The sequence below is a fragment of the Pseudomonas fitomaticsae genome (assembly GCF_021018765.1).
GTDB lineage: Bacteria > Pseudomonadota > Gammaproteobacteria > Pseudomonadales > Pseudomonadaceae > Aquipseudomonas > Aquipseudomonas fitomaticsae.
In genome coordinates this window covers 1,692,639-1,717,618 of the sequence record NZ_CP075567.1, presented here as the reverse complement: position 1 = coordinate 1,717,618, position 24,980 = coordinate 1,692,639, and the positions used below count along the sequence as shown (strand labels likewise).

The 24,980-nt window shown below is 62.0% G+C and carries 23 protein-coding genes; 13 read left to right on the top strand and 10 right to left on the bottom strand.

Annotated features, from left to right (window positions below; translation table 11 throughout):
* Nucleotides 1–32: 32 nt before the first annotated feature.
* From KJY40_RS07675 to KJY40_RS07665, 3 genes are read right to left on the bottom strand one after another with little or no spacing between them, the layout of a single operon-like run.
* On the bottom strand, nt 33–650 hold the full coding sequence (locus tag KJY40_RS07675) for a TPM domain-containing protein (RefSeq protein WP_230735933.1): 618 nt from the start codon (nt 648–650) through the stop codon (nt 33–35).
* Nucleotides 651–678: 28 nt separating this feature from the next.
* Nucleotides 679–1,428, bottom strand: coding sequence for a TPM domain-containing protein (locus KJY40_RS07670; protein ID WP_230735931.1), 750 nt, complete (start codon nt 1,426–1,428; stop codon nt 679–681).
* 13 nt (nt 1,429–1,441) lie between these two features.
* Nucleotides 1,442–2,050, bottom strand: a complete 609-nt coding sequence (locus KJY40_RS07665; protein ID WP_007957897.1) for a LemA family protein — start codon at nt 2,048–2,050, stop codon at nt 1,442–1,444.
* 260 nt (nt 2,051–2,310) lie between these two features.
* Here KJY40_RS07665 and bglX point away from each other — a divergent pair, with 260 nt between their 5' ends.
* Complete coding sequence (bglX, locus tag KJY40_RS07660; protein ID WP_230735929.1) at nt 2,311–4,602, top strand: beta-glucosidase BglX; 2,292 nt, start codon at nt 2,311–2,313, stop codon at nt 4,600–4,602.
* A 67-nt stretch (nt 4,603–4,669) separates the two neighbouring features.
* On the opposite strand, the gene KJY40_RS07655 is transcribed toward bglX, so the two are convergent.
* The 5 genes from KJY40_RS07655 to KJY40_RS07635 form a co-directional block, all read right to left on the bottom strand.
* Entirely contained in the window at nt 4,670–5,827 is a 1,158-nt protein-coding gene (locus KJY40_RS07655) for a phospholipase D-like domain-containing protein (RefSeq protein WP_230735927.1), read from the bottom strand.
* Nucleotide 5,828: 1 nt separating this feature from the next.
* On the bottom strand, nt 5,829–6,419 hold the full coding sequence (locus KJY40_RS07650) for a YceI family protein (RefSeq protein WP_085605441.1): 591 nt from the start codon (nt 6,417–6,419) through the stop codon (nt 5,829–5,831).
* 119 nt (nt 6,420–6,538) lie between these two features.
* Nucleotides 6,539–6,841 carry an amidase gene (locus KJY40_RS07645; protein WP_230735925.1) on the bottom strand — a complete coding sequence of 101 codons (303 nt, stop codon included), beginning with the start codon at nt 6,839–6,841 and terminating at the stop codon, nt 6,539–6,541.
* Entirely contained in the window at nt 6,838–7,917 is a 1,080-nt protein-coding gene (locus tag KJY40_RS07640; RefSeq protein WP_230735923.1) for a serine hydrolase domain-containing protein, read from the bottom strand. Before KJY40_RS07640 ends, KJY40_RS07645 begins: the two co-directional genes overlap by 4 nt.
* A gap of 31 nt (nt 7,918–7,948) precedes the next feature.
* Nucleotides 7,949–8,854: an acyl-CoA dehydrogenase family protein gene (locus KJY40_RS07635; protein ID WP_230735921.1), complete on the bottom strand. Its 906-nt coding sequence runs from the start codon at nt 8,852–8,854 to the stop codon at nt 7,949–7,951.
* A 153-nt stretch (nt 8,855–9,007) separates the two neighbouring features.
* On the opposite strand from KJY40_RS07635, the gene olsB reads away from it, so the two are divergent.
* Nucleotides 9,008–9,763: an L-ornithine N(alpha)-acyltransferase gene (gene olsB, locus KJY40_RS07630; RefSeq protein WP_230735920.1), complete on the top strand. Its 756-nt coding sequence runs from the start codon at nt 9,008–9,010 to the stop codon at nt 9,761–9,763.
* Nucleotides 9,763–10,557 (top strand): lysophospholipid acyltransferase family protein, encoded by a 795-nt coding sequence (locus KJY40_RS07625; protein ID WP_011332835.1) that lies wholly within the window; start codon nt 9,763–9,765, stop codon nt 10,555–10,557. Before olsB ends, KJY40_RS07625 begins: the two co-directional genes overlap by 1 nt.
* Before the next feature lie 14 nt (nt 10,558–10,571).
* Here the strand turns inward: KJY40_RS07625 and KJY40_RS07620 are convergent, their stop codons facing one another.
* Nucleotides 10,572–11,144: an acyl carrier protein phosphodiesterase gene (locus tag KJY40_RS07620; RefSeq protein ID WP_230735918.1), complete on the bottom strand. Its 573-nt coding sequence runs from the start codon at nt 11,142–11,144 to the stop codon at nt 10,572–10,574.
* Between the two features lie 171 nt (nt 11,145–11,315).
* On the opposite strand from KJY40_RS07620, the gene KJY40_RS07615 reads away from it, so the two are divergent.
* From KJY40_RS07615 to KJY40_RS07605, 3 genes are read left to right on the top strand one after another with little or no spacing between them, the layout of a single operon-like run.
* A complete protein-coding gene (locus KJY40_RS07615) occupies nt 11,316–11,618 on the top strand; it encodes an ArsR/SmtB family transcription factor (protein WP_007957866.1) in 303 nt (100 codons plus the stop codon).
* A 33-nt stretch (nt 11,619–11,651) separates the two neighbouring features.
* Nucleotides 11,652–12,815, top strand: coding sequence for an MFS transporter (locus KJY40_RS07610; protein ID WP_230735915.1), 1,164 nt, complete (start codon nt 11,652–11,654; stop codon nt 12,813–12,815).
* A gap of 32 nt (nt 12,816–12,847) precedes the next feature.
* On the top strand, nt 12,848–13,897 hold the full coding sequence (locus tag KJY40_RS07605; protein WP_115076835.1) for an alkene reductase: 1,050 nt from the start codon (nt 12,848–12,850) through the stop codon (nt 13,895–13,897).
* Nucleotides 13,898–14,146: 249 nt separating this feature from the next.
* On the opposite strand, the gene emhR is transcribed toward KJY40_RS07605, so the two are convergent.
* Entirely contained in the window at nt 14,147–14,779 is a 633-nt protein-coding gene (gene emhR, locus KJY40_RS07600; RefSeq protein ID WP_007957850.1) for an efflux system transcriptional repressor EmhR, read from the bottom strand.
* 266 nt (nt 14,780–15,045) lie between these two features.
* Here emhR and emhA point away from each other — a divergent pair, with 266 nt between their 5' ends.
* The 7 genes from emhA to KJY40_RS07565 all read left to right on the top strand — a co-directional run bounded on the left by emhA (nt 15,046) and on the right by KJY40_RS07565 (nt 24,974).
* The gene (emhA, locus tag KJY40_RS07595; RefSeq protein WP_085748207.1) at nt 15,046–16,203 is read left to right on the top strand and encodes an efflux RND transporter periplasmic adaptor subunit EmhA; all 1,158 of its coding nucleotides are present in this window, start codon (nt 15,046–15,048) and stop codon (nt 16,201–16,203) included.
* A 3-nt stretch (nt 16,204–16,206) separates the two neighbouring features.
* Entirely contained in the window at nt 16,207–19,371 is a 3,165-nt protein-coding gene (gene emhB / locus KJY40_RS07590) for an efflux RND transporter permease subunit EmhB (RefSeq protein WP_230735913.1), read from the top strand.
* Nucleotides 19,368–20,828 carry an efflux RND transporter outer membrane subunit EmhC gene (emhC, locus tag KJY40_RS07585; protein WP_102718199.1) on the top strand — a complete coding sequence of 487 codons (1,461 nt, stop codon included), beginning with the start codon at nt 19,368–19,370 and terminating at the stop codon, nt 20,826–20,828. The genes emhB and emhC overlap by 4 nt, the downstream gene beginning before the upstream one ends.
* A 287-nt stretch (nt 20,829–21,115) precedes the next feature.
* Entirely contained in the window at nt 21,116–22,375 is a 1,260-nt protein-coding gene (locus KJY40_RS07580; protein ID WP_230735911.1) for an OprD family porin, read from the top strand.
* Between the two features lie 185 nt (nt 22,376–22,560).
* Nucleotides 22,561–23,751 (top strand): NAD(P)/FAD-dependent oxidoreductase, encoded by a 1,191-nt coding sequence (locus KJY40_RS07575; protein WP_230735909.1) that lies wholly within the window; start codon nt 22,561–22,563, stop codon nt 23,749–23,751.
* A 26-nt stretch (nt 23,752–23,777) separates the two neighbouring features.
* Nucleotides 23,778–24,134 (top strand): DUF1641 domain-containing protein, encoded by a 357-nt coding sequence (locus KJY40_RS07570; protein WP_230735907.1) that lies wholly within the window; start codon nt 23,778–23,780, stop codon nt 24,132–24,134.
* A gap of 21 nt (nt 24,135–24,155) precedes the next feature.
* Nucleotides 24,156–24,974 (top strand): methyltransferase domain-containing protein, encoded by an 819-nt coding sequence (locus KJY40_RS07565; RefSeq protein WP_230735905.1) that lies wholly within the window; start codon nt 24,156–24,158, stop codon nt 24,972–24,974.
* Nucleotides 24,975–24,980 lie beyond the last annotated feature (6 nt).

Genomic DNA, 24,980 nt, shown 5'->3' with positions numbered 1-24,980 from the left:
CGTTCGAGGGCACGGCTAATTTCCCGAACGGCTTATCCCAGCACCACCAGGCGATTGGGCAATTCATTCCTCACCTGCGTCACCGGCACATGCACCTTGAGCAACTCGCCGCACGCCTCGATGCAAGTAACGAAGCCCTGCAACGTCTGCCCCTGCCGCACCTGCTCGGTAAAAGCCGCGACAATCGAGTCCCAGCTTTTGTTGTCCAGCCTTTTGGAAATCCCTTCATCCACCAGAATTTCCACATACCGCTCCGCCTCGCAGACAAAAATCAGCATGCCGGTGCTGCCCACCGTGTGATGCAGGTTCTGTTCGAGAAACTGCCGCCGCGCCAGGTTCGAAGCACGCCAGTGGCGGACGTGGCGCGGGATCAGATGGGTGGTGACCTTCGGCAGGCGAAACACCAGGCACAGCAAGACAAAACTGACCCACTGCACCAGCAACAGGCTGTGCATCGTCAGCCAGCCGGTCAGGTAATGCACGATGCCAGGCACCACCAGCGCCAGCAGGCTGGCCCACAGCAGCGGGATGTACGCGTAGTCGTCGGCGCGGGCCGCGAGCACCGTCACCAGTTCGGCGTCGGTGTCGCGCTCGACCCGGGCGATGGCCTCGGCGACCTTGCGTTGTTCGTGTTCAGTCAGTAATGCCATGTCGTGAAGTGCCTGCTCATTATTGTTATTACCAGCCGCCGGAGGACCCGCCCCCGCCGAAACTGCCACCGCCGCCGCTGAAGCCCCCGCCTCCACCGCCGCCGAAACCTCCGCCACCAAAGCCGCCCCCTCCTCCGGAGCCGCCCCGGCCGGCGGGAAGGATACCGAGCATCTGGCAGACAAAAACAGTCAGGATGAACAACATCACCAGAAATACGAACAACGCCGGGTGCCGCGAGACGAAATCATCCGCGGGATCGCCGGCCGATTCGTACACCGTGGACGGTTCGTCCAGCGGATTGCCGCCCAGCACCACCAGCATCGCCGCCACGCCGTCGCTGATGCCCTTGCTGAAATTGCCGGCCTTGAACGACGGCGTGATCACCTGATGGATGATCACCGAACTCTGGGCATCGGTCAGCCGGTCCTCCAGCCCGTAGCCGACTTCGATGCGCAATTTGCGCTCGTCCCGGGCGACGATCAACAGGGCGCCGTTGTTCTTGTCCTTCTGACCGATGCCCCAGTGCCGGCCGAGCTCGACACCGTAGTCCTCGATGGTGGCGCCCTGCAGGTTTGGCAACGTCACGACCACCAACTGCTCGCCGGTCGCCTGTTCGTGGGCCTGCAACTGCTGGCTCAGTTGCGCGCGCACCGACGGCTCGATCATCTGCGCGTCGTCCACCACCCGCCCGGTCAGCGCCGGAAAGGTCAACTCGGCCCGGGCGCTGACGGCGAACAGCCACAGCATCAACACCAGGCCCATCTTCAACACACGCATGGGCATCACCGGCTCAGAACTTCACTTCCGGGGCCTTGTCCGCGCCGGGGCTGGTGGCTTCGAAGGTCTCGCGGATCGGCAGATCGCTGTACATCACGCTGTGCCACAGGCGACCGGGAAAGGTGCGGATCTCGGTGTTGTACTTCTGCACTGCCAGAATGAAATCCCGTCGGGCCACGGCGATGCGGTTTTCCGTGCCCTCGAGTTGCGATTGCAGGGCGAGGAAGTTCTGGTTGGCCTTCAGGTCCGGATAGCGTTCGGACACCACCATCAACCGGCTCAAGGCACCAGTCAGTTGATCCTGGGCCTGCTGGAACTGCTTGAGTTTTTCCGGGTTGTCGAGGGTGCTGGCATCGACCTGGATCGACGTCGCCTTGGCCCGGGCCTCGATAACTGCCGTCAGAGTTTCCTCTTCATGCTTGGCGTAACCCTTCACGGTTTCCACCAGATTGGGGATCAGGTCGGCGCGCCGCTGGTACTGGTTCTGCACCTGGCCCCAGGCAGCCTTGGCCTGTTCGTCGAGGGTCGGGATGTTGTTGATCCCGCAAGCGGTCAACAACGTGGCCAGCACCAGCAAGGTGGCGACCTGCAAACGCGAGCGGTAGACAGGACTGACATTCATCGGACGGGTGCTCCCTTGCACATTTCATGAATAATGAATCGCGAAACATTCTCAGCCGGCGGTTGGGGCATAATCGCCCGCGCCACTGGATTGCAGCGGGCCGATGGGCTAAAAAGAGGCCCTGCGCGATCACGTCGCCGAAACGTTCGACGTACATTCGGCTGTCGTTTTCTGAATCAGCACCCGAACAACAATAGTCGCTCCCTAAATTTTGGCTGGCCGGCAATGCAACGCCGTTTAGGCCCTTGAGAAAACTATTCATGAAGAAGCTGTGTTTGCTGGGCCTGTTCGTCAGCCTGGCCAGTCATCAAGTACTGGCCGCCACGACCCCGGTACCCCTGGAAAACAAGGACGCGTTCATCAGTAACCTGATGAAACAAATGACCCTCGACGAGAAGATCGGCCAGTTGCGCCTGATCAGCATCGGCCCGGAAATGCCCCGCGAGCTGATCCGCAAAGAGATCGCCGCCGGCAACATCGGCGGCACCTTCAACTCGATCACCCGCCCGGAAAACCGTCCGATGCAGGACGCTGCCATGCGCAGCCGCCTGAAGATCCCGATGTTTTTCGCGTACGACGTGATCCACGGTCACCGTACGATTTTCCCGATTCCCCTGGCCCTGGCATCGAGCTGGGACATGGACGCCATCGGCCAGTCCGGGCGCATCGCCGCCAAGGAAGCCGCCGCCGACAGCCTCGACATCACCTTTGCGCCGATGGTCGACATCTCCCGCGATCCGCGCTGGGGCCGCAGCTCCGAAGGTTTCGGTGAAGACACCTACCTGACCTCGCGCATCGCCAAAGTCATGGTCAAGGCCTATCAGGGCGAGACCCCGAGCGCGGCCGACAGCATCATGGCCAGCGTCAAGCATTTCGCCCTGTACGGCGCGGTCGAGGGTGGTCGCGACTACAACACCGTCGACATGAGCCCGGTGAAGATGTACCAGGACTACCTGCCGCCGTACCGCGCAGCGATCGATGCCGGCGCCGGCGGCGTGATGGTGGCGTTGAACTCGGTCAACGGCATCCCGGCCACCGCCAACACCTGGCTGATGAACGACCTGCTGCGCAAGGACTGGGGCTTCAAGGGCCTGGCGGTCAGCGACCACGGCGCGATCTTCGAACTGATCAAGCACGGTGTGGCCCGCGACGGTCGTGAAGCGGCGAAGCTGGCGATCAAGGCCGGCATCGACATGAGCATGAACGACACCCTGTACGGCAAAGAGCTGCCGGGGCTGCTCAAGTCCGGCGAGATCGAACAGAAAGACATCGACAACGCGGTGCGTGAAGTGCTCGCCGCCAAGTACGACATGGGCCTGTTCAAGGACCCGTACCTGCGCATCGGCAAGGCCGAAGACGATCCGGCCGACACCTACGCCGACAGCCGCCTGCACCGCGCCGACGCCCGTGAAGTGGCGCGTCGCAGCCTGGTGCTGCTGAAAAACCAGAACGAAACCCTGCCGCTGAAGAAAACCGCCAAAGTCGCGCTGGTCGGCCCGCTGGCCAAGGCCCCGATCGACATGATGGGCAGTTGGGCTGCCGCCGGTCGTCCGGCGCAATCGGTGACCCTGTTCGACGGCATGAGCAATGTGATCGGCGACAAGGCGAACCTGATCTACGCCCGTGGCGCCAACATCACCAGCGACAAGAAGGTTCTCGACTACCTGAACTTCCTCAACTTCGACGCCCCGGAAGTGGTCGATGACCCACGTCCGGCCAACGTGCTGATCGACGAAGCGGTGAAAGCTGCCAAGGACGCCGACGTAGTGGTTGCAGCGGTGGGCGAGTCCCGTGGCATGTCTCACGAATCGTCGAGCCGCACCGACCTGAACATCCCGGAAAACCAGCGCGAGCTGATCCGTGCCCTGAAAGCCACCGGCAAGCCATTGGTGCTGGTGCTGATGAACGGCCGTCCGCTGACCATACTCGAGGAGAAGGAACAGGCCGACGCGATTCTGGAAACCTGGTTCAGCGGCACCGAGGGCGGCAACGCCATCGCCGACGTGCTGTTCGGCGACTACAACCCGTCGGGCAAACTGCCGGTGACTTTCCCGCGTTCCGTAGGCCAGATCCCGACCTACTACAACCATCTGAGCATTGGCCGGCCGTTCACGCCGGGCAAACCGGGCAACTACACCTCGCAGTATTTCGATGACACCACAGGTCCCCTGTTCCCGTTCGGTTACGGCCTGAGCTACACCGACTTCAGCCTGAGCGACATGGCGCTGTCCTCGACCACCCTGAACGCCACCGGCAAGCTCGACGCCAGTGTCATGGTCAAGAACACCGGCAAGCGCGACGGCGAAACCGTGGTGCAGCTGTACATTCAGGACGTGACCGGTTCGATGATCCGCCCGGTCAAGGAGCTGAAGAACTTCCAGAAAATCATGCTCAAGGCCGGCGAGCAGAAGGTCGTGCACTTCACCATCACCGAGGATGACCTGAAGTTCTACAACGCCCAGCTCAAGTACGCGGCCGAGCCTGGCAAGTTCAACGTGCAGATCGGCCTGGATTCCCAGGACGTGACGCAGCAGAGCTTTGAGTTGCTGTAATTAGCCAAGCGCTGCAAAACCTGTGGGAGCTGGCTTGCCAGCTCCCACAGAGTTTTCTGTGTAGCAACTAACCGCGTCTATCCAGCAAGTTGACCACCACCCGATCCACCCAGCCCCAGATCCGCTGCTTCACCCGCCGCCACAACGGCCGGCGCTGCCATTCCTCCAGACTCACCTGCTGACTCAGGCCGAAGTCCTTCTCGAAACTCGCCGCCACCGCTGCCGTCAGTGACGGATCCAGCGCTTCCAGATTCGCCTCAAGATTGAAGCGCAGATTCCAGTGATCGAAATTGCACGAACCGATGCTGACCCAATCGTCCACCAGCACCATTTTCAGGTGCAGGAAACACGGCTGGTATTCGTAGATTTTCACCCCGGCCTTGAGCAGGCGCGGGTAGTAGCGATGCCCGGCATAGCGCACCGACGGATGATCGGTGCGCGGCCCGGTCAGCAGCAGGCGCACGTCGAGTCCTCGGGCGGCGGCCTTGCGCAGGGAACGGCGGATTTTCCAGGTCGGCAGGAAGTATGGCGTGGCCAGCCAGATCCGCTGCTGGCCGCTGTTCAGTGCGCGGAACAGCGATTGCAGAATGTCGCGATGCTGGCGGGCGTCGGCGTAGGCCACGCGGCCCATGCCCTCGCCCGTGTCCGGCACGCGGGGCAGCCGTGGCAGGCCGAAATGCGCGTTGGGCCGCCAGGCCCGGCGATGGCGATTGGCGATCCATTGGCGGTCGAACAGCAATTGCCAGTCGAGCACCAGCGGGCCGGTGATCTCCACCATGACCTCGTGCCATTCGCTGGTGTCGTGGCCCGGCGTCCAGAATTCATCGGTCACCCCGGTGCCGCCGACCACCGCCAGACGCTGGTCGACCAGCAACAGCTTGCGGTGATCGCGATAGAAATTGCCGACCCAGCGCCGCCAGTGCAGCCGGTTGTAAAAACGCAGCTCGACCCCGGCACCGGTCAGCCGCCGGCGTAACGTGAGGGTGAACGCGAGGCTGCCGTAATCGTCGAACAGGCAACGCACCCGCACGCCCCGCTCCGCCGCCAGCACCAGCGCCTGCACGATGGTTTCGGCACAGGCGCCGGCTTCCACCAGATACAGCTCCAGTTCGATCTGCTCGCGGGCACGGGCGATCTCGTCGAGCATGCGCGGGAAGAATTGCGGGCCGTCGATCAACAGCTCGAAGCGGTTGCCATCACGCCACGGAAACACCGCGCCGCGCATGTCAGCGCGCCGTGAAGATCAGCACCGCACCCACCGGCACCGACAGACTGATGGCCGACAGGCCGGCCATGTTGCGCAGACTTTCCAGGCCCGGCAGCAGATCGAAATCCTCGGCGCTGATCACCAGCGGCTCCAGGGTCACCACTTGAAAGCGTCGGTCGTCGAGGCGCGTGGCGAGCAGTTCGGCGGGGTATTCATGCTGTTTGCCGTGCAGGTTGACGGTCAGCGGCAGGCGCAATTCAAGCTGCGCGCCGGGGGCCAGATCGTTGATCGGGCGCAGGTCGATCTGGGTGGTGATGGTCGCTTCGGGGAATTGCTCGATCTGGAACAGTTCCTTGCGCATGCGCTCGTCGCGCAGCGGGATGCCGCTGTTGATCGAGTCCAGTTCGACTTCGACCACGGCGCGGCCGTCGGGATCGACCTTGCCGTGCAGCACCAGAAAGCGCTGCACTTCAGACACGTTGGCGTTTTTCGTGCTGACGAACGACAGCCGCGACGACTCGCCGTCCAGATACCAGTTGGCCTGGGCCGGCAGCGCAGCGGCGCCCAGCAGCAGGCCGGCGAAGGCGTTGCACAGAGAACGGTTGAACATTGAAGACTCGTGGGGCCGATAAACCTGCACGAACCTTAACTGGCCTGAGCGACATTGCAAACTGGCAGTTCCTGCAATGCACATTCCTGTGGCGAGGGCGCTTGCTTCCTCGCCACAGATCACGGCGGCAGACGACAGCCTTGTCGTTCGCCTTGCCATTGGGCGCTGTTGCTGCGTCCCAGGCCGCTGGCGGTGACGATTTTTTGCGTGCGGTCATCGGTCAGTTCGCTGGGCAACCACTGCTTCACGTAGCCCCGGCAATATTCAGCGTCGTTGTTCATCACGTAACGGCACGAGCAATATTCCTTGGCGGTGTAGGCGCTGATGATGTCCGGGAAGGCCCACAGGTTTTCGCGCTCGTGCCAGCCCCAGCCCAGCAGCACGACCAACAGCACCAGCAGGATTCGTTTGAACAGTTTCATGGCCGCACCGCTCCGAGCACGCGCTTGAGCAATTCGTTGTGGCGATAGCTGCCGTCGCGGTCATCGGCGTAGCGCACGATCACCAGGTTTTCGCTCGGGATCACGTACAGCGCCTGGCCCCAGTGGCCTAGGGCGGCGAAGGTATCGGGGGGGGCGTCGGGCCATGGCGAGGCGGCACCGTCCGCCGGGCGATTGAGCCACCACTGGCCGCCGGGCACGGCTTCGTCCTGATGGGCCTTGTAGCCGGCGAAGGGTTGGCGGTTGAAGGCGACCCAATCCTTGGGCAGCAACTGCCGGTCGTTCCAGCGTCCGTCCCGTTCCATCAACAGACCGATTCGCGCCAGATCCCGGGCGGTCATATAGGCGTAGGAAGAGGCTACGAAGGTGCCTGTGGCATCGGTTTCCCACGTGGCATGGCGAATGCCCAGGGGATCGAAAAGTGCTGTCCACGGATAGTCGGGATAACGCTGTGGGCCGACGATGGTTTTCAGCGCCGCCGCCAACAGATTGCTGTCACCGCTGGAGTAGCGGAACGCCTGACCCGGTAGCGCGTAGCTGTCGTGATTCGCGGTGAAGGCGGCCATGTCGCGGTGGCCACGGGTGTAGAGCATCGCCACCACCGAGGATTTCAGCGGGGCGTATTCGTAGTCTTCCTGCCAGTCGATGCCCGAGGCCCAGTGCAGCAGATCCTGGATCGTGATGGCCGGGTGTTTTTCCAGCGCCGGGTAGAACGTTGCCGCCGGGTCGTCAAGCTTGAACAGGCCTTCGCCGTAGGCCACGCCGAGCACCGTGGCCATCAGGCTTTTGCTGATCGACCAGGTCAGGTGCGGGGTGTCGGCGGTGGTCGCGGCGGCGTAGCGTTCGTAGATGACCTGACCGTCACGGATCACCAGCAAGGCGTCGGTGCGGAGGCCTTTGCGGGTGCTGTCATCGCGGGTCGGGAAGGCGTAGGCCTCCAATGCATCGACGGCCGGGCCAGTGAGTTTCGGGCCGATCGGCCATTGCTCGCCCGGCCATTGTTCGGCCTGAACCGTGAAGCTGATCAACAGCAGAAACAGGGACAGGCCTTTGAACATGATGAGGGCTCTGGGGATGAACCTGAGAAGACTAGCCGGCGTTCATGACAGATGTGTTTTGATTGGCCGCCAACGCCTTGGTCAGGCGTTTGGCCCGCGCACCCGCCGCCAGTTGCATGACCGATTGATCGCGCTGCCACATCGCCGCCCATTCGGGATTGCCGTCGCGCAGTGCCTGATCGACTTCCGCTTTAAGCCCGTCGAACTGCGCAAACAATCCGCCGAGCAACACATGCCCGGCGGGATTGTTCGGCGGCTGGCGACTGACTTCCGCGCACCCGGCCAACAGCGCCAGCAAACGCAACTGCAACGGCTGCGGCCAGCCGCTGTCCTGACCGACGCCGTACAACCACGCGGTCATTGCACTCAACACGTAAACGTCTTCAAGGGTGCGGAACGGTTTGACGTAGGCATCCCAACCATCCCCCGCGAGTAACTCACACAACGCATCGTCGAGATGCAACCGGCCATGACTGATGTCCGGCATCAGCGGCAGCGCCGGGAGTTTTTCCACCCGCACGCCGGGCTCGCCGGGGTACACCACCGCCAGGCTCAGGCGCGGTGATTCGCCGGGTTGCTCACTGCGCGCGGCGATCAGCAGCCAGTCCGCCGCATCGCCGGCGGTGACGAAATCTTTTTGCCCGGTGAGCCGCAGATCCGTGAGCCGGGTCTGCATGTCCGCCGGGCGCAGGCTGCGCTGCTCGGTCGCACACAAAGCGCCGAGGCTTGGCGGCGCGCTCGGCCAGAGCATGCGCAACGCCGCCTGATAACCCACCAGAAACGCCAGCCCCGGCGTCGCCATCCGCCGCCCTCCCGCCACCGCCAGTTCGAACGGCGTCACGCTGCCCAGTTGATGCAGCAGCGTGGCGAAACCCTCCGCCAGGTCGGCAACAGCGGGCAGGCGTTCGCGACATTCAAGCAGGGTCGACCAGGTCATCAGAGGCTCCTCGTGGGCTGTCATATAAGCATCACCAAACATTCATGGCGATGACACCGGGGCTACATAGCCTGACTTTGCACAACACGGCTGCATAAAGAAAGTCGATCGGCTGCAACCCATGACGGGTTCAAGGCCCGTACGGAGATTCACATGACTCAGATCGCCCGCATCAGCGACACCGGCAATGAACGCCGCCTGCAAGCCGAACGCCTGATCGGCGCCGAGGCCTTGCAGCAAGCCCAGGCCTTGCGCTTCAACGTGTTCAGCGGCGAGTTCAACGCCAAGCTGAACGGCGCGGAGCTGGGTCTGGACATGGATGACTATGATGTTCACTGCAGCCACATCGGCGTGCGTGACCTGAACACCGGTCGCCTGGTGGCGACCACCCGTTTGCTCGATCACACCGCCGCCAGCAGCCTGGGCAAGTTCTACAGCGAAGAAGAATTCAGCCTGCACGGCCTCGCCGGTCTGAAAGGCCCGATCCTGGAAATCGGTCGCACCTGCGTCGATCCGGCCTACCGCAACGGCGGCACCATCGCCGTGCTGTGGGGCGAACTGGCCGAAGTCCTCAATCAGGGCGGCTACAGCTATCTGATGGGCTGCGCGAGCATCCCGATGCAGGACGGCGGCGTACAGGCCCACGCGATCATGCAGCGCCTGCGCGAACGCTATCTGTGCACCGAACACCTGCGCGCCGAGCCGAAGAACCCGCTGCCGAGCCTCGACATTCCGTCGAACGTGATCGCCGAAATGCCACCGCTGCTCAAGGCCTACATGCGCCTGGGCGCGAAGATCTGCGGCGAGCCGTGCTGGGACGAAGACTTCCAGGTCGCCGACGTGTTCATCCTGCTCAAGCGCGACGAACTCTGCCCGCGCTACGCCAAGCACTTCAAGGCGGCCGTGTAATGAGCCGGCTGCGGGTGTACGCGCGAATTGCGCGAGTGCTGCTGGTGGTGACACTGGGCCTGAGCATGGCCAGTGTCTTCGGAGTATTCGAACGTCTGGGGCTGGCCCATTCGATGGAGCGTCGGCAGCGCTGGTCGCGGTTTTTCATGGCGCGTTTGAGCAATGCCCTGCCCTTTCGCGTGACCGTGCATGGCGAGCTGCCGAAACAGCCGATGCTGTGGGTCAGCAACCATGTGTCGTGGACCGACATTCCGCTGCTGGGCATGCTCACGCCGCTGTCGTTTCTGTCCAAGGCCGAAGTGCGCACCTGGCCGGTGGCCGGTTGGCTGGCAGCGAAGGCCGGCAGCCTGTTCATCCGTCGCGGTTCGGGCGACAGCCAGCTGATCCGCAAGCAGATGACCCGTCACCTGCAAACCGATCATCCGCTGCTGATGTTCCCGGAAGGCACCACCACCGACGGTCGCTCGCTGCGTACCTTTCATGGTCGCCTGCTGTCGGCGGCGATTGATTCCGAGGTGAAGCTGCAACCGGTGGCGATCCGTTATCTGCGCGAGGGCAAGATCGATTCGCTGGCGCCGTTCATTGGTGACGATGATCTGCTGTCGCACCTGATGCGCCTGTTCAGCAACGACTGCGGCGATGTCGAGATCCATCTGCTCAAGCCGATTGCCTGCCAGGGCCGGGAGCGCGCGGCACTGGCGTTCGAGGCGCAGCAGGCAGTGCAGAAAGCGTTGTTTGGCGATGTGCTCAAACCGGTCGAAGCGCAACACGCCCGCGATCTGATCGCGGCCTGATCGGCGGCGTCTGCCTACAGCTGCCGGCCTGCAAAGTCCTGCAGCTGTGGGTAGAACAAACGAAAGTCCTCGCTCAACGGTTCATACAACCGGCGCAATTCCTCCATCGCCCCCGCCAGTTCTTCGGGCCGGGTCAGGCGCCGGGAAATCCCGCGCAATACCTGTTCAAGCACTTCGAATTCCCGATACGAACCCAACCAGTCATTGGCCACCATGTGCGGGGCGATCTTCGCCAGGCGCTCGGGCAATTGCCGCTCGCTGGACAGCACGCGGTAAACGTCGGTGGTGAATTGGCCAAGCGGACGGTCGGCGTACAGCGTCCAGTCCCGGGCCAGGCAATGATCGAAAAACACGTCGAGAACGATGCCCGCGTAACGGCGGCGGGTCGTGGAAAACCGCGCCAGTGAGGCGTCCACCAGCGGATGGCGATCGGTGAACACATCGATCTGTCGATGCAGGGCAATTGCCGCTTCGATCTCCGGCTCGAACTGCCCTTGCAGCCGCCCTTTGACGAAATCGCCATACAGACTGCCGAGCAGTTGACCGGGGCGCTGGCCACCGAGGTGTAAATGTGCGAGATAGTTCATGGGCGCAGCTTAGCACCGCGCCCGCGTTTGTTTACACCTTACATATCGTTATAACCCGATATACCGATTTATGCGGTCATCAGATCAAATTCATATTGGTATATCGCGAAGTACCGATTTAAAGTTCGCCTCATCGCGATATAGCGCTACACACATCACGAGCACCCAGCCATGAACATTGACCTCGACGAAATAATAAAAGCCCTGGCACACCCAGTACGGCGAGACATCCTCAACTGGCTGAAAGACCCGAAAGCCCAGTTTCCGGAACAGATCCACAACCACGAGTACGGCATCTGCGCCGGGCAGATCGATCAACGTTGCGGCCTGTCGCAGTCGACCGTCTCCGCCCACCTGGCCACCCTGCAACGGGCAGGACTGATCAGCAGCCAGAAAGCCGGCCAGTGGCACTTTTTCAAACGCAACGAGGACGTGATCCAGGCGTTCCTCAGCACCCTCAGCAAAGAGCTCTGACCCTTAACGTCAGCCAGCCAAAAGGATCAAACGATGCCCCTCTCGCTACTCATACTCGCCTTGAGCGCCTTCGCCATCGGCACCACCGAGTTCGTCATCATGGGCCTGCTGCCCAATGTCGCGGCTGACCTCGGTGTGTCGATCCCCGGCGCCGGCTGGCTGGTGACCGGCTACGCCCTGGGCGTGGCGATTGGTGCACCGTTCATGGCAATGGCCACTGCAAAACTGCCGCGCAAGGCTGCACTGGTAACGTTGATGGGCATCTTTATTGTCGGCAACCTGCTCTGCGCCATCGCCACTGACTACGAGGTGCTGATGTTCGCCCGGGTCGTCACCGCTCTGTGCCACGGAGCGTTCTTCGGCATCGGTTCGGTGGTCGCAGCCAACCTGGTGGCGCCGAACAAACGTGCTTCGGCCGTAGCCCTGATGTTCACCGGCCTGACCCTGGCCAACGTACTCGGCGTACCGCTGGGCACCGCCCTCGGTCAGGAAGCCGGCTGGCGCTCGACCTTCTGGGCAGTGACCGTGATCGGTGTGATCGCGCTGATCGGCCTGATCCGCTTCCTGCCGGCCAAGCGTGACGAAGAAAAACTCGACATGCGCGCCGAACTGGCTGCACTCAAAGGCGCCGGAATCTGGCTGTCCCTGAGCATGACCGCGCTGTTCGCCGCCTCGGTGTTCACCCTGTTCACTTATGTTGCGCCGCTGCTGGGCGATGTCACCGGTGTCTCGCCCCGCGGTGTGACCTGGACCCTGATGCTCATCGGCCTGGGCCTGACCGTCGGCAACATCATCGGCGGCAAACTGGCTGACAAGGGCCTCGCCGCGACGCTGATCGGCGTGTTCATCGCCATGGCCGTGACCTCCACCGTACTGACCTGGACCAGCATCGCGCTGATCCCGACCGAGATCACCCTGTTCCTCTGGGCCACCGCGTGTTTCGCCGCCGTGCCGGCCCTGCAAGTGAATGTCGTGACCTACGGCCAGGCCGCACCGAACCTGGTATCGACCCTGAACATCGGCGCCTTCAACGTCGGCAACGCCCTCGGCGCCTGGGTCGGCGGCAGCGTCATCGCCCATGGCTACGGCCTGACCAGCGTGCCTCTTGCTGCCGCAGCACTCGCGGTCCTGGCCCTGCTGGTGACCCTGATCACATTCCGCCAGAACGGCAATCCCGAGCTGGCCACCGCTAACTGATTCACTCACTTACCTCACGAGGGTTGTATCTCATGGCAACAATTTTCGATCCGATCAAACTGGGCGACCTCGAGCTGTCCAACCGCATCATCATGGCGCCGCTGACTCGCTGCCGCGCCGACGAAGGCCGCGTACCCAACGCGCTGATGGCCGAGTACTACGTACAACGCGCCTCGGCCGGCCTGATCCTCAGCGAAGCCACCTCGGTCACCCCGATGGGCGTCGGCTACCCGGACACCCCGGGCATCTGGTCCAACGATCAGGTGCGCGGCTGGACCAACGTGACCAAGGCCGTTCACGCGGCTGGCGGCAAGATCGTCCTGCAACTGTGGCACGTCGGCCGGGTTTCCCACCCGTCGTACCTGAACGGCGAAGCGCCGGTTGCACCGAGCGCCATCCAGCCTAAAGGCCACGTCAGCCTGGTTCGGCCACTGGCCGACTATCCAACCCCGCGCGCACTGGAAACCGCTGAAATCGCCGACATCGTCGACGCCTACCGCGTTGGTGCAGAGAACGCCAAGGCCGCCGGTTTCGACGGCGTGGAAATCCACGGTGCCAACGGTTACCTGCTCGACCAGTTCTTGCAGAGCAGCACCAACCAGCGCACCGACAACTACGGCGGCTCCCTGGAAAACCGTGCCCGCCTGCTGCTGGAAGTGACCGACGCGGCGATCGAAGTCTGGGGCGCCGGCCGTGTAGGCGTGCACCTGGCTCCGCGCGCCGACTCCCATGACATGGGCGACGACAACCTGGCCGAAACCTTCACCTACGTCGCTCGCGAACTGGGCAAGCGTGGCATTGCCTTCATCTGCTCCCGCGAGAAAGAAGGCGCCGACAGCCTCGGCCCACAACTGAAAGAAGCCTTCGGCGGCGCATACATCGCCAACGAGCGCTTCACCAAGGACAGCGCCAACGCGTGGCTGGCCGAGGGCAAGGCTGACGCCGTGGCATTCGGTATCCCGTTCATTGCCAACCCGGACCTGCCAGCCCGCCTGAAGGCCGACGCGCCGCTGAACGAACCGCACCCGGAAACCTTCTACGGCAAAGGCGCGGTCGGTTACCTCGACTACCCGACGCTGTAAGCCACACCGCAGAAACACAAAAGCCCCCGACTCGCGAGAGTCGGGGGCTTTTTATTGGTCGCCGGGTGGGCGAGCCACTCACTTTCGTTCACAGGCTCGACACAAAATCCCTACAAAATACGTAGCTCGCTACATATCAACCCGCGCCGCAGAGGTATATAAAAGCATCCCATTGCAGCGGGGCGAGTGAACAAGGATCTTCACCCTCCTCCGTCATTGACACGAACTGATCCAATAACGAATTTTGTTTCATTTGCGCAGGCTGGGACTCAGGCGCAGCATGTCCAGCCCGGTATCGACCCAGCGCTCGGCCTCGGCGTACAGTTCGAAGCTGTCCGGCGCCAGGAGCCATCCATAAAGAAGGCCATCGATATAGGCGTGAATGCTGATGGCTGCCCGGGCGGTATCGAGGTCTGCCGGCAACTGCCCACGATTGACCGCATTACTCAATGTCAGCGCGATCCGCACATTGCAATCGAGGCTGGCGGTCCGGCGCTGCTGGCGCAGATCGCACATTTCATCGGTGAACTCGCACTTATGAAACAGAATTTCGTTGATACGCCGGGTCTTCGGGTCCAGTGCAACTTGATGAAACAAATGAATCAGCAATTTGCGCATGCAGCCCAGCGGATCAGGTTCGTCCTCGCTTTCGCTGGCCTTGGCCAATTCATCCAGCGGCTCATGCAGGGTATCGAGCATCGCTTGCAGCAGATCGGCCTTGTTGCTGAAGTGCCAGTAGATGGCACCGCGCGTCACCCCGGCCAGGGTGGCGATGTCCGACAGGGTCGTGCGGGCCACGCCCCGCTCATAGAAGGCTTTCTCGGCCGCTTCGAGAATCTGGCTGCGCGTTTCCTGAGCTTCCTCTTTGGTACGACGGACCATGGCAGTAAAACCTCAAACAGGATGTTTCAGGGATGGCTGAATATCCGCTGAATAAAAAAGGGTTGATCTCTCGCGGATCGGCTCCCCGGCCTACAATTTCAGACCTTGCGACGACTTTTGTAACAGGGTGGATACGACGCCAAGGTGTTTACAAACAACCATGAACGTAAGTATATTCCTTAGCAAGCTACTTATCCACCCGGAACCCCTTTTTTACCCTTCCACACTTCTTGTGCGCTTTTCGCGCGCCTGACCCGAGGATCTTCATGCAATTCAAGCCAGCTGTTACCGCTCTGGTCACTGCCGTCGCCCTGGCATCGCTGCTCAGCGGATGTAAAAAGGAAGAGGCGGCTCCCGCCGCACCACCTCCTCAGGTCGGCGTCGTCACCCTGCAACCACAAGCCTTTACCCTGACTTCCGAACTGCCGGGCCGCACCAGCGCGTTCCGCATCGCCGAGGTTCGTCCGCAGGTCAACGGCATCATTCTCAAGCGTCTGTTCAAGGAAGGCGGCGATGTCAAAGCCGGCCAGCAGCTGTATCAGATCGATCCGTCGGTCTATGAAGCGACCCTGAAAAGCGCCGAAGCCAACCTGCGTTCGACCAAGTCGATCTCCGACCGCTACAAGCAACTGGTCGACGAGCAGGCGGTCAGCCGTCAGGAATACGACACCGCCGTGGCCAACCGCCTGCAATCGGAAGCGTCGTTGCAGACCGCACAGATCAACGTGCGCTACACCAAGGTCTACGCACCGATCTCCGGTCGTATCGGCCGTTCTTCGGTGACCGAAGGCGCGCTGGTCAGCAGCGGCCAGACCGATGCGATGGCCGTGATCCAGCAACTGGACCCGATCTACGTCGACGTCACCCAGTCCTCGGTCGAGTTGCTGGAACTGCGCCGCGAACTGGAAAGCGGTCGTCTGCAGAAGGCCGGCGACAACGCCGCAGCAGTCAAGCTGACCCTGGAAGACGGCAGCCAGTACAAGCTCGACGGTAAGCTGGAATTCTCCGAAGTGTCGGTTGATCAGACCACCGGTTCCGTGACCCTGCGCGCCGTGTTCCCGAACCCGGATCACACTCTGCTGCCGGGCATGTTCGTCCACGCGCAGTTGCAGGCCGGTGTGAACAGCGCCGCGATCCTCGCACCGCAGCAAGGCGTGACCCGCGACCTCAAAGGCACCCCGACCGCACTGGTCGTCGGCCCGGACAACAAGGTCGAACTGCGCCAGCTCAAGGCCAGCCGTACCGTCGGCAGCCAGTGGCTGATTGAAGACGGCCTGAAGGCCGGCGATCGTCTGATCACCGAAGGGCTGCAATTCGTCAAACCGGGTGTTGAGGTCAAACCGACCGAAGCCACCAACGTCGGCAACAAGAACCCGGCCCCCGCTCAGGCAGCTGACAAAGCCGCCGGCGGCAAAGGGGAGTAATCCATGTCAAAATTTTTCATCGACCGTCCGATTTTCGCCTGGGTAATTGCCCTGGTGATCATGCTGGTCGGGGCACTTTCGATCCTGAAGTTGCCGATCAACCAGTACCCGAGCATTGCGCCACCGGCCATTGCGATCTCCGTGACCTACCCGGGTGCTTCGGCGCAGACGGTTCAGGACACCGTGGTCCAGGTGATCGAGCAGCAGCTCAACGGTATCGACAACCTGCGTTATGTGTCCTCGGAAAGTAACTCCGACGGCAGCATGACCATCACCGCGACCTTCGAGCAAGGCACCAACTCCGACACCGCGCAGGTCCAGGTCCAGAACAAGCTGAACCTGGCCACCCCGCTGCTGCCGCAGGAAGTGCAGCAACAGGGTATCCGCGTGACCAAGGCAGTGAAGAACTTCCTGCTGGTGATCGGTGTGGTGTCGCGTGACGGCAGCATGACCAAGGACGACCTGTCCAACTACATCGTGTCGAACATGCAGGACCCGATCTCGCGGACCGCCGGTGTCGGTGACTTCCAGGTCTTCGGTGCCCAGTACGCGATGCGCATCTGGCTCGACCCGGCCAAGTTGAACAACTTCAACCTGACCCCGGTCGACGTGAAAACCGCGATTGCGGCGCAGAACGTTCAGGTTTCGTCCGGTCAGCTCGGTGGCTTGCCTGCCGTGCAGGGCCAGCAGTTGAACGCCACGATCATCGGCAAGACCCGTTTGCAGACCGCCGAGCAGTTCAAAGAAATTCTGCTCAAGGTCAACAAGGACGGCTCTCAGGTTCGCCTCAAAGACGTCGCCGACGTCGGCCTGGGTGGCGAGAACTATGCCATCAGCGCCCAGTTCAACGGCAGCCCGGCTTCCGGTCTGGCGGTGAAACTGGCCAACGGCGCCAACGCTCTCGACACCGCCAAGGCACTGCGCAAGACGATTGACGACCTCAAGCCATTCTTCCCGCAAGGGATGGAAGTGGTGTTCCCGTATGACACCACTCCCGTAGTGACCGAGTCGATCAAAGGCGTGGTTCACACCTTGGTCGAGGCGATTGCGCTGGTGTTCCTGGTGATGTTCCTGTTCCTGCAAAACTTCCGCGCCACCGTCATCACCACGATGACCGTGCCGGTGGTATTGCTCGGTACGTTCGGCATCCTCGCGGCGGCCGGTTTCAGCATCAACACCCTGACCATGTTCGGCATGGTGCTGGCCATCGGCTTGCTGGTGGACGACGCCATCGTCGTGGTGGAAAACGTCGAGCGGGTGATGAGCGAAGAAGGCTTGTCACCGAAGGAAGCGACCAAGAAATCCATGGGCCAGATCCAGGGCGCCCTGGTCGGTATCGCCCTGGTGCTGTCGGCGGTACTGCTGCCGATGGCGTTCTTCAGTGGTTCCACCGGTGTGATCTACAAGCAGTTCTCGATCACCATCGTGTCGGCCATGGCGTTGTCGGTACTGGTCGCGTTGATTTTCACCCCGGCGCTTTGCGCCACCATGCTCAAGGCCATTCCGCACGGTGAGCACGGCGCGCCGAAAAAAGGCTTCTTCGGCTGGTTCAACCGCAACTTCGACCGTGGCGTCAACAGCTACGAGCGCGGTGTCGGCAACATGCTGTCGCGCAAGGCACCGTATCTGCTGGCCTACCTGCTGATCGTGGTCGGCATGATCTGGCTGTTCACCCGCATTCCGACCGCGTTCCTGCCGGAAGAAGACCAGGGCGTTCTGTTCGCCCAGGTGCAGACGCCAGCCGGTTCCAGTGCCCAGCGCACTCAGGTGGTGGTGGATGAAATGCGTGAATTCCTGCTGCGTCCGACCAAGGACGGCGGTGAAGGCGACGCAGTAGCCTCGGTGTTCACCGTGACCGGCTTCAACTTCGCCGGCCGTGGCCAGAGCTCGGGTATGGCGTTCATCATGCTCAAGCCGTGGGACGAACGTAACGCCGACAACAGTGTGTTCAAACTCGCCGCCCGCGCCCAGCAGCACTTCTTCAGCTTCCGCGATGCGATGGTGTTCGCCTTCGCTCCGCCGGCAGTACTGGAGCTGGGTAACGCCACCGGTTTCGACGTGTTCCTGCAGGACCGCGCCGGTATCGGTCACGAGAAGTTGATGGCTGCGCGCAACCAGTTCCTCGGCATGGCCGCGCAGAGCAAGGTGCTCACGCAGGTGCGTCCGAACGGTCTGAACGACGAACCGCAATTCCAGCTGGAAATCGATGACGAGAAGGCCAGTGCCCTGGGCATTACTATCGCCGACATCAACAACACCCTGTCGATTGCGCTGGGCAGTAGCTACGTCAACGACTTCATCGACCGCGGTCGGGTGAAGAAGGTGTACGTGCAGGGCCGGCCAGACTCGCGCATGAGCCCGGAAGACCTGAAGAAGTGGTACGTGCGCAACGCCTCCGGCACCATGGTTCCATTCTCCGCGTTCGCCAAGGGCGAGTGGATCTACGGTTCGCCGAAGCTGGCGCGTTACAACGGCGTTGAAGCGGTCGAGATCCTCGGTGCCCCGGCTCCGGGCTATTCCACCGGTGAAGCGATGGCCGAAGTCGAGGCGATTGCCAAGAAACTGCCGGCGGGCGTGGGCATCTCGTGGACCGGTCTGTCGTACGAAGAACGCCTCTCCGGCTCGCAGGCTCCGGCGCTGTACGCCCTGTCGCTGCTGATGGTGTTCCTGTGTCTGGCGGCGTTGTATGAAAGCTGGTCGATTCCGATCGCGGTCATGCTCGTGGTACCGCTGGGGATCATCGGTGCGCTGATGGCCACCAGCCTGCGCGGTCTGTCGAACGACGTGTACTTCCAGGTGGGTCTGTTGACGACCATTGGTCTGGCAGCTAAAAACGCCATTCTGATCGTCGAGTTCGCCAAGGAACTGCACGAGCAGGGACGCAGTCTGCGCGATGCGGCCATCGAAGCCTGCCGCATGCGTCTGCGACCGATCATCATGACGTCGCTGGCCTTCGTCCTCGGTGTTGTACCGTTGGCTATCTCCACTGGCGCAGGCTCGGGCAGTCAACACGCGATCGGTACCGGCGTGATTGGCGGTATGCTCACCGCAACGATCCTGGCGATCTTCTGGGTTCCACTGTTCTTCGTCACTGTGTCGTCCATGGGTCAGCGCAAAAACGCCGGCAAGGATGACGCCATAGAAACTCCTAAAGAGGCTGGCCAATGAGCAAGTCGCTACTCTCCATCGCAGTCGCCGCCTTCGTGCTGAGCGGTTGCTCGCTGATACCGGATTATCAGCAGCCTGAAGCACCGGTGGCCGCGCAATTCCCGCAGGGCCCGGCGTACTCGCCGGCCCAGGCGCCGGCGCAGGCCGCTGCCGAGCAGGGCTGGAAGCAGTTTTTCCATGACCCTGCCCTGCAGCAGCTGATCCAGGTCGCCCTGGAAAACAACCGCGACCTGCGTGTCGCGGCGCTGAACATCGACGCCTACGCGGCTCAATACCGCATCCAGCGTGCCGACCTGTTCCCGGCCGTGTCGGCCAATGCCAGCGGCAGCCGTCAGCGGGTTCCGGCCCGTGCGTCGCAGACCGGTGAGTCGAGCATCACCAGCTCCTACTCCGCCACCGTCGGCATCAGCGCCTACGAACTCGACCTGTTCGGTCGGGTTCGCAGCCTGAGCGAACAAGCGCTGCAACAATACTTCGCCACCGAAGAAGCGCGCCGCAGCACCCAGATCAGCCTGGTGGCCAGTGTGGCCAACGCCTACCTGACCTGGCAGGCCGACAAGGAACTGCTGAAGCTGACGCAGGACACCCTCGGTGCCTTCGAGGAAAGCTACAAGCTGACCAGCCGCAGCAACGAAGTCGGTGTGGCTTCGGCACTGGACCTGGCGCAGTCGCGTACCTCGGTTGAAAACGCCCGGGCACAACTGGCGCGTTACACCCGACAGGTCGCCCAGGACGAAAACAGCCTGACCCTGCTGCTCGGCACCGGCGTGCCGGCCAACCTGCAAGCGGCCAAGCCACTGTCGGATGACCTGCTGGCCGACGTGCCGGCCGGCCTGCCGTCGGATCTGCTGCAACGCCGTCCGGACATCCTTCAGGCCGAGTACAACCTGAAGGCGGCCAACGCCAACATCGGCGCAGCCCGTGCAGCGTTCTTCCCGAGCATCAGCCTGACCGCCAATGCGGGCAGCCTGAGCCCGGACCTGTCCGGCCTGTTCAAGGGCGGTTCGGGCACGTGGCTGTTCCAGCCGCAGATCAACCTGCCGATCTTCAACGCCGGCAGCCTGCGCGCCAGCCTCGATTACGCCAAGATCCAGAAGGACATTGGCGTGGCGAACTACGAGAAGTCCATTCAAACGGCCTTCCAGGAAGTCGCCGACGGCCTGGCCGCCCGCCAGACCTACACCGAGCAGTTGCAGGCCCAGCGTGATTTCGTCGCCGCCAACCAGGATTACTACCGCCTGGCCGAGCGTCGCTATCGCATCGGCGTCGACAGCAACCTGACCTTCCTCGATGCCCAGCGACAGCTGTTCAGCGCGCAACAATCGCTGATCACCGACCGCCTCGCGCAACTGACCAGTGCGGTCAACCTGTACAAGGCACTGGGCGGTGGCTGGAATGCGCAGACCGCGCAGAACGAGCCGCTCAAAGAAGAAGCGCCGAAGATGAAGTTGTTCTGATCGAGCGCTGAAAACAACGAGCCCGCCTGATGGCGGGCTTTTTGTTGCCCGCACATCTTGCGTTCGATAATCGCCCGAATTCCACTTTCGCCGATTGAATCGCCTCGCCCGCGCCCCGCACCATTCGAGCCACAAAACCAATAACAACAGGTTCGACACCATGCTCCCGCGCCCTGCTCCATCCGGCTGATCGCCGCCACTTCGCCCCTGATTCCATTGAATTCCTGCGCCTCAGAAACCGCCGCAGCGCACCCGTTCGCCCAAAAAAACAAGAGAGACCCGAGCCCATGACAACCTCCCCTGCGCCCTACGCACTTCCCGGCCTGATCGCCCTCGCCCTGGCTGGCGTCGCGCTGCCCGCTGCGGCTGAAGAAGCCGGTTTCATCGAAGGGGCCAAGGTCAACCTGAACCTGCGCAACTTCTACATCAACCGCAACTTCACCAACCCGACCAAGGCTCAGGGCAAGGCTGAAGAGTGGACGCAGAACTTCATCCTCGACGCCAAATCCGGTTTCACCCAAGGCACCGTCGGTTTCGGCATGGACGTATTGGGGTTGTATTCGGTGAAACTCGATGGCGGCAAAGGCACGGGGGGCACACAACTGTTGCCGCTGGATCATGACGGGCGCCCGGCGGACACCTTCGGTCGCACCAACGTGGCGTTCAAGGCCAGACTGTCGCAGACCGAAATCAAGGTCGGCGAGTGGATGCCGGTGCTGCCAATCCTGCGCTCGGATGACGGTCGCTCGCTGCCGCAGACCTTTCGCGGCGGCCAGATCACCTCGAAGGAAATCGACGGCCTGACCCTGTATGGCGGCCAGTTCCGCGCCAACAGCCCGCGCGACGACAGCAGCATGAGCGACATGTCGATGACCGGCAAAGCCGCGTTCACCTCCGATCGCTTCAACTTCCAGGGCGGCGAATACGTGTTCAACGACAAGCGCACCCAGATCGGCTTGTGGAATGCCGAGCTCAAGGACATCTACAGCCAGCAATACGTCAACCTGATCCACAGCCAGCCGCTCGGCGACTGGACCCTGGGCGCCAACCTCGGTTTCTTCTACGGCAAGGACGACGGCAGTGCCCGCGCCGGCGACCTCGACAACAAGACCTGGTCGGGGCTGTTCTCCGCGCGATACGGCGGCAACACCTTTTACGTCGGCCTGCAAAAACTCACCGGCGACAGTGCCTGGATGCGGGTCAACGGCACCAGCGGCGGCACCCTGGCCAACGACAGCTACAACTCAAGCTACGACAATGCTCAGGAACGCTCCTGGCAACTGCGCCACGACTACAATTTCGCTGCCCTCGGCATCCCCGGCCTGACCCTGATGAACCGCTACATCAGCGGCGACAACGTGCACACCGGGACCATCACCGACGGCAAGGAATGGGGCCGCGAATCGGAACTGGGCTACACCGTGCAAAGCGGCGCGCTCAAGGACCTGAACGTCAGATGGCGCAACTCGACCATGCGCCGTGACTACAGCAATAACGAGTTCGACGAGAACCGCTTGATCGTCAGCTATCCGATCAGCCTGCTGTAACGGAGGCAACGGCGCTCAGGGCGAGCGCCGTTATGACCGCTGGTCATTTCGATCCGGCAGGTCGCCAAGACGAAGATACAGTTAAACAGTACGTTCAACTCTCCAGCCTGAAGTAGGAGCCCCCTTACTCTTCCGTTATCTCCGGATGCTGTACGCGAAGCACACCTTGGCCACGGAGGTCAGGTATGAGCAAGCGAATAGTTATCGTCGGTGGCGGCGTAGGCGGAACCATGCTGGCCAATCAACTGGTCGGCAAGCTGTATCCTGAAATCCTGCGTGGCGAAGTCTCGATCACCCTGCTGTCGGAATCCTCCGATCATTACTACAAACCCGCGTTCATGTACGTGGCGTTCAATCTGTTCTTCAAGGAAGAACTCAAACGCCCGGAGCGCTCGTTGTTGCGCCCGGAAATCGACTTTCAGGTTGAAATGGTCACGCGGTTCGACTTCGACAACCAACGCCTCAAGACCCGAAGCGGCAAATGCCTTGACTACGACTTTCTGGTCATCGCCACCGGATGCGTGCCCGCACCGGAACGCATCGAAGGCTTGAAGGAAGCCGGCGATCATTTCTATCAATACGATCCGGCGTACCGACTGGCACAGCGTCTGAGCACGATTGAGAAGGGCCGGATTTTCATCACCGTGTCTTTCCCACGCGCGCACAACGTTCCGCATCAATGCGGAATTGCGCCGGTTGAAACGACATTGATGGTGGATGATCTGCTACGTCGACGGGGTGTGCGCGACAAGGTGGAAATCATCTACACCTACCCCACCACCGCCCAGTTGTTGCGCAACTGCCTGTTCCTGCAACGCCCGACCGGGGAAGTCCTGCCCGGCATCTTCGACAAGCTGGGCATTGAGTATCAGCGCAGCTTCACTCTGAGCCGGGTCGATCCAGACGCGAAAATCGCCTATTCCGAAGAAGGCGCAGCGCAACCGTTCGACATCCTGATGGCAACTCCACCGATCCGTGCCGTGGATGCCGTGCTGGAATCCGGAATCTCCCAGGCACCCAACAACGAAGGCTGGTTGCCGACCAACCACGAAACCCTGCAGGTCTATGGCCTGGACGGGGTCTACGTGATCGGCGACACCGTTGACCTGCCAGTGAGCAAGGCCGGAGGCGCCTGCCATAACCAGGCGCCGGTGATCGCCAACAACATCACCGCCGAAATCCGTCTGGGGCACCCCGTCAGTGCCTATGACGGTCGCGTTCAGGCCGTCGCGCAAATGGGCCTGAACGCTGGAATGCCGCTTTGGTACAACTACAGCCGCGACGTACTGCCGACGCCACCAACCAAACTTGGCGGCCTGCTGCGCAACGGCTTCAATCGCGGTCTTTACTGGGCGGTGGCCCGTGGAATGCTTTGACCCTGCATGGGGAGGAGTGATTGCTGATGAACATGTCTGAAGACCTGTCGGCCACACCCGGGTACATCGCCCTGATGGCCAGGTTGCAACCGCTGATCGACGGCGGGCGGCTGGAAAATATTGTCGACCTGCTTTCCTTGCTGTCGGATCTGGTCGATCTGCTGGATGAGGCCATGGTGGAGAAACTGGCACTGCTGTTCGAACAGGCGACGGCCTCCGGCTGGGCAGCGACCAACACCCTGCGCCTGGCCCGGGCTGAAACCATGGCGCAGGCCAAATCGCCAAGCCTCTATACCCTGCTCAAACTGTTGAATGATCGCGATACGCGCAAAGGTGTGGCCATTGTCCTGAAAACGCTCAACGTCATTGGAAGACAACTGTAATTCGCCAGAGAGGATCACCTCATGCGCGTCAAAACCGAAACGCGGGGTTCGCCCTGCACTGACTGGGACGCCCGGGCGTACCAGCAGTTTTCCCGTCTCAGGCAACAACCGGTCGATGAATTGCTCGGCCGCGTGGACCTGCACGATCCTCAACGCATTTATGACCTCGGTTGCGGCACCGGGATTGCCACGAAGGTTCTTGCAGATCGCTGGCCCCGGGCAGACCTCAAGGGCATCGACAGTTCGAAAGACATGCTTCAGGTCGCCCGTTGCCTGCCGATCAAGGCGCGCTGGCAACACGCCGAGCTGCAACACTGGAAACCCCGTAAACCGGCCGACCTGTTGTTCGCCGCGGCTGTGCTGCACTTCATCGATGACCATCAGACGCTGCTGCCGGGATTGCTTCGCCACCTCAACCCCGGCGGTTGTCTGGCTGCGCACATGCCGGACTGGCGCGATGCGCTGTGGTATCGCCTGATGCTCGATACCCTCGAGGATGCCGGCCCCGGTCGCCAACCGCTGGGCAGCCCGCAACTGCGCCAGCGCATGGCGGCGCGGCCGTTATTGTCGCTGGAGGATTACTATCGTTTGCTCGCACCGCTGACCCGGTCGCTGGATATCTGGGAAACCGAGCAGTTGCAGGTGGTCGACGGCAAGTCACCGGTTTATGACTGGGTGAAGGTGTCGGCGCTGCGGCCGGTGATGCAGGGACTGACGCCGGAGGAACAGGCGCTCTTCATCTATCACTACCTGATGCGGGTGCATGCGCATTATCCGCAGGAAGACGACGGGCATACGTTGTTTCCGTTCAAGCGGATATTCATTGTGGCCAAGGTGTGAAACTCA

Coding starts and splice junctions, on each gene's coding strand:
- KJY40_RS07615 (WP_007957866.1), top strand. CDS start 11,316: ATGAACATTGACCTCGACGAAATAATAAAAGCCCTGGCACACCCAGTA.
- emhC (WP_102718199.1), top strand. CDS start 19,368: ATGAGCAAGTCGCTACTCTCCATCGCAGTCGCCGCCTTCGTGCTGAGC.
- KJY40_RS07650 (WP_085605441.1), bottom strand. CDS start 6,419: ATGTTCAACCGTTCTCTGTGCAACGCCTTCGCCGGCCTGCTGCTGGGC.
- bglX (WP_230735929.1), top strand. CDS start 2,311: ATGAAGAAGCTGTGTTTGCTGGGCCTGTTCGTCAGCCTGGCCAGTCAT.
- KJY40_RS07605 (WP_115076835.1), top strand. CDS start 12,848: ATGGCAACAATTTTCGATCCGATCAAACTGGGCGACCTCGAGCTGTCC.
- emhR (WP_007957850.1), bottom strand. CDS start 14,779: ATGGTCCGTCGTACCAAAGAGGAAGCTCAGGAAACGCGCAGCCAGATT.
- KJY40_RS07565 (WP_230735905.1), top strand. CDS start 24,156: ATGCGCGTCAAAACCGAAACGCGGGGTTCGCCCTGCACTGACTGGGAC.
- KJY40_RS07670 (WP_230735931.1), bottom strand. CDS start 1,428: ATGCGTGTGTTGAAGATGGGCCTGGTGTTGATGCTGTGGCTGTTCGCC.
- KJY40_RS07665 (WP_007957897.1), bottom strand. CDS start 2,050: ATGAATGTCAGTCCTGTCTACCGCTCGCGTTTGCAGGTCGCCACCTTG.
- emhA (WP_085748207.1), top strand. CDS start 15,046: ATGCAATTCAAGCCAGCTGTTACCGCTCTGGTCACTGCCGTCGCCCTG.
- KJY40_RS07610 (WP_230735915.1), top strand. CDS start 11,652: ATGCCCCTCTCGCTACTCATACTCGCCTTGAGCGCCTTCGCCATCGGC.
- KJY40_RS07675 (WP_230735933.1), bottom strand. CDS start 650: ATGGCATTACTGACTGAACACGAACAACGCAAGGTCGCCGAGGCCATC.
- KJY40_RS07655 (WP_230735927.1), bottom strand. CDS start 5,827: ATGCGCGGCGCGGTGTTTCCGTGGCGTGATGGCAACCGCTTCGAGCTG.
- KJY40_RS07580 (WP_230735911.1), top strand. CDS start 21,116: ATGACAACCTCCCCTGCGCCCTACGCACTTCCCGGCCTGATCGCCCTC.
- KJY40_RS07575 (WP_230735909.1), top strand. CDS start 22,561: ATGAGCAAGCGAATAGTTATCGTCGGTGGCGGCGTAGGCGGAACCATG.
- KJY40_RS07645 (WP_230735925.1), bottom strand. CDS start 6,841: ATGAAACTGTTCAAACGAATCCTGCTGGTGCTGTTGGTCGTGCTGCTG.
- KJY40_RS07635 (WP_230735921.1), bottom strand. CDS start 8,854: ATGACCTGGTCGACCCTGCTTGAATGTCGCGAACGCCTGCCCGCTGTT.
- KJY40_RS07625 (WP_011332835.1), top strand. CDS start 9,763: ATGAGCCGGCTGCGGGTGTACGCGCGAATTGCGCGAGTGCTGCTGGTG.
- KJY40_RS07570 (WP_230735907.1), top strand. CDS start 23,778: ATGAACATGTCTGAAGACCTGTCGGCCACACCCGGGTACATCGCCCTG.
- olsB (WP_230735920.1), top strand. CDS start 9,008: ATGACTCAGATCGCCCGCATCAGCGACACCGGCAATGAACGCCGCCTG.
- emhB (WP_230735913.1), top strand. CDS start 16,207: ATGTCAAAATTTTTCATCGACCGTCCGATTTTCGCCTGGGTAATTGCC.
- KJY40_RS07640 (WP_230735923.1), bottom strand. CDS start 7,917: ATGTTCAAAGGCCTGTCCCTGTTTCTGCTGTTGATCAGCTTCACGGTT.
- KJY40_RS07620 (WP_230735918.1), bottom strand. CDS start 11,144: ATGAACTATCTCGCACATTTACACCTCGGTGGCCAGCGCCCCGGTCAA.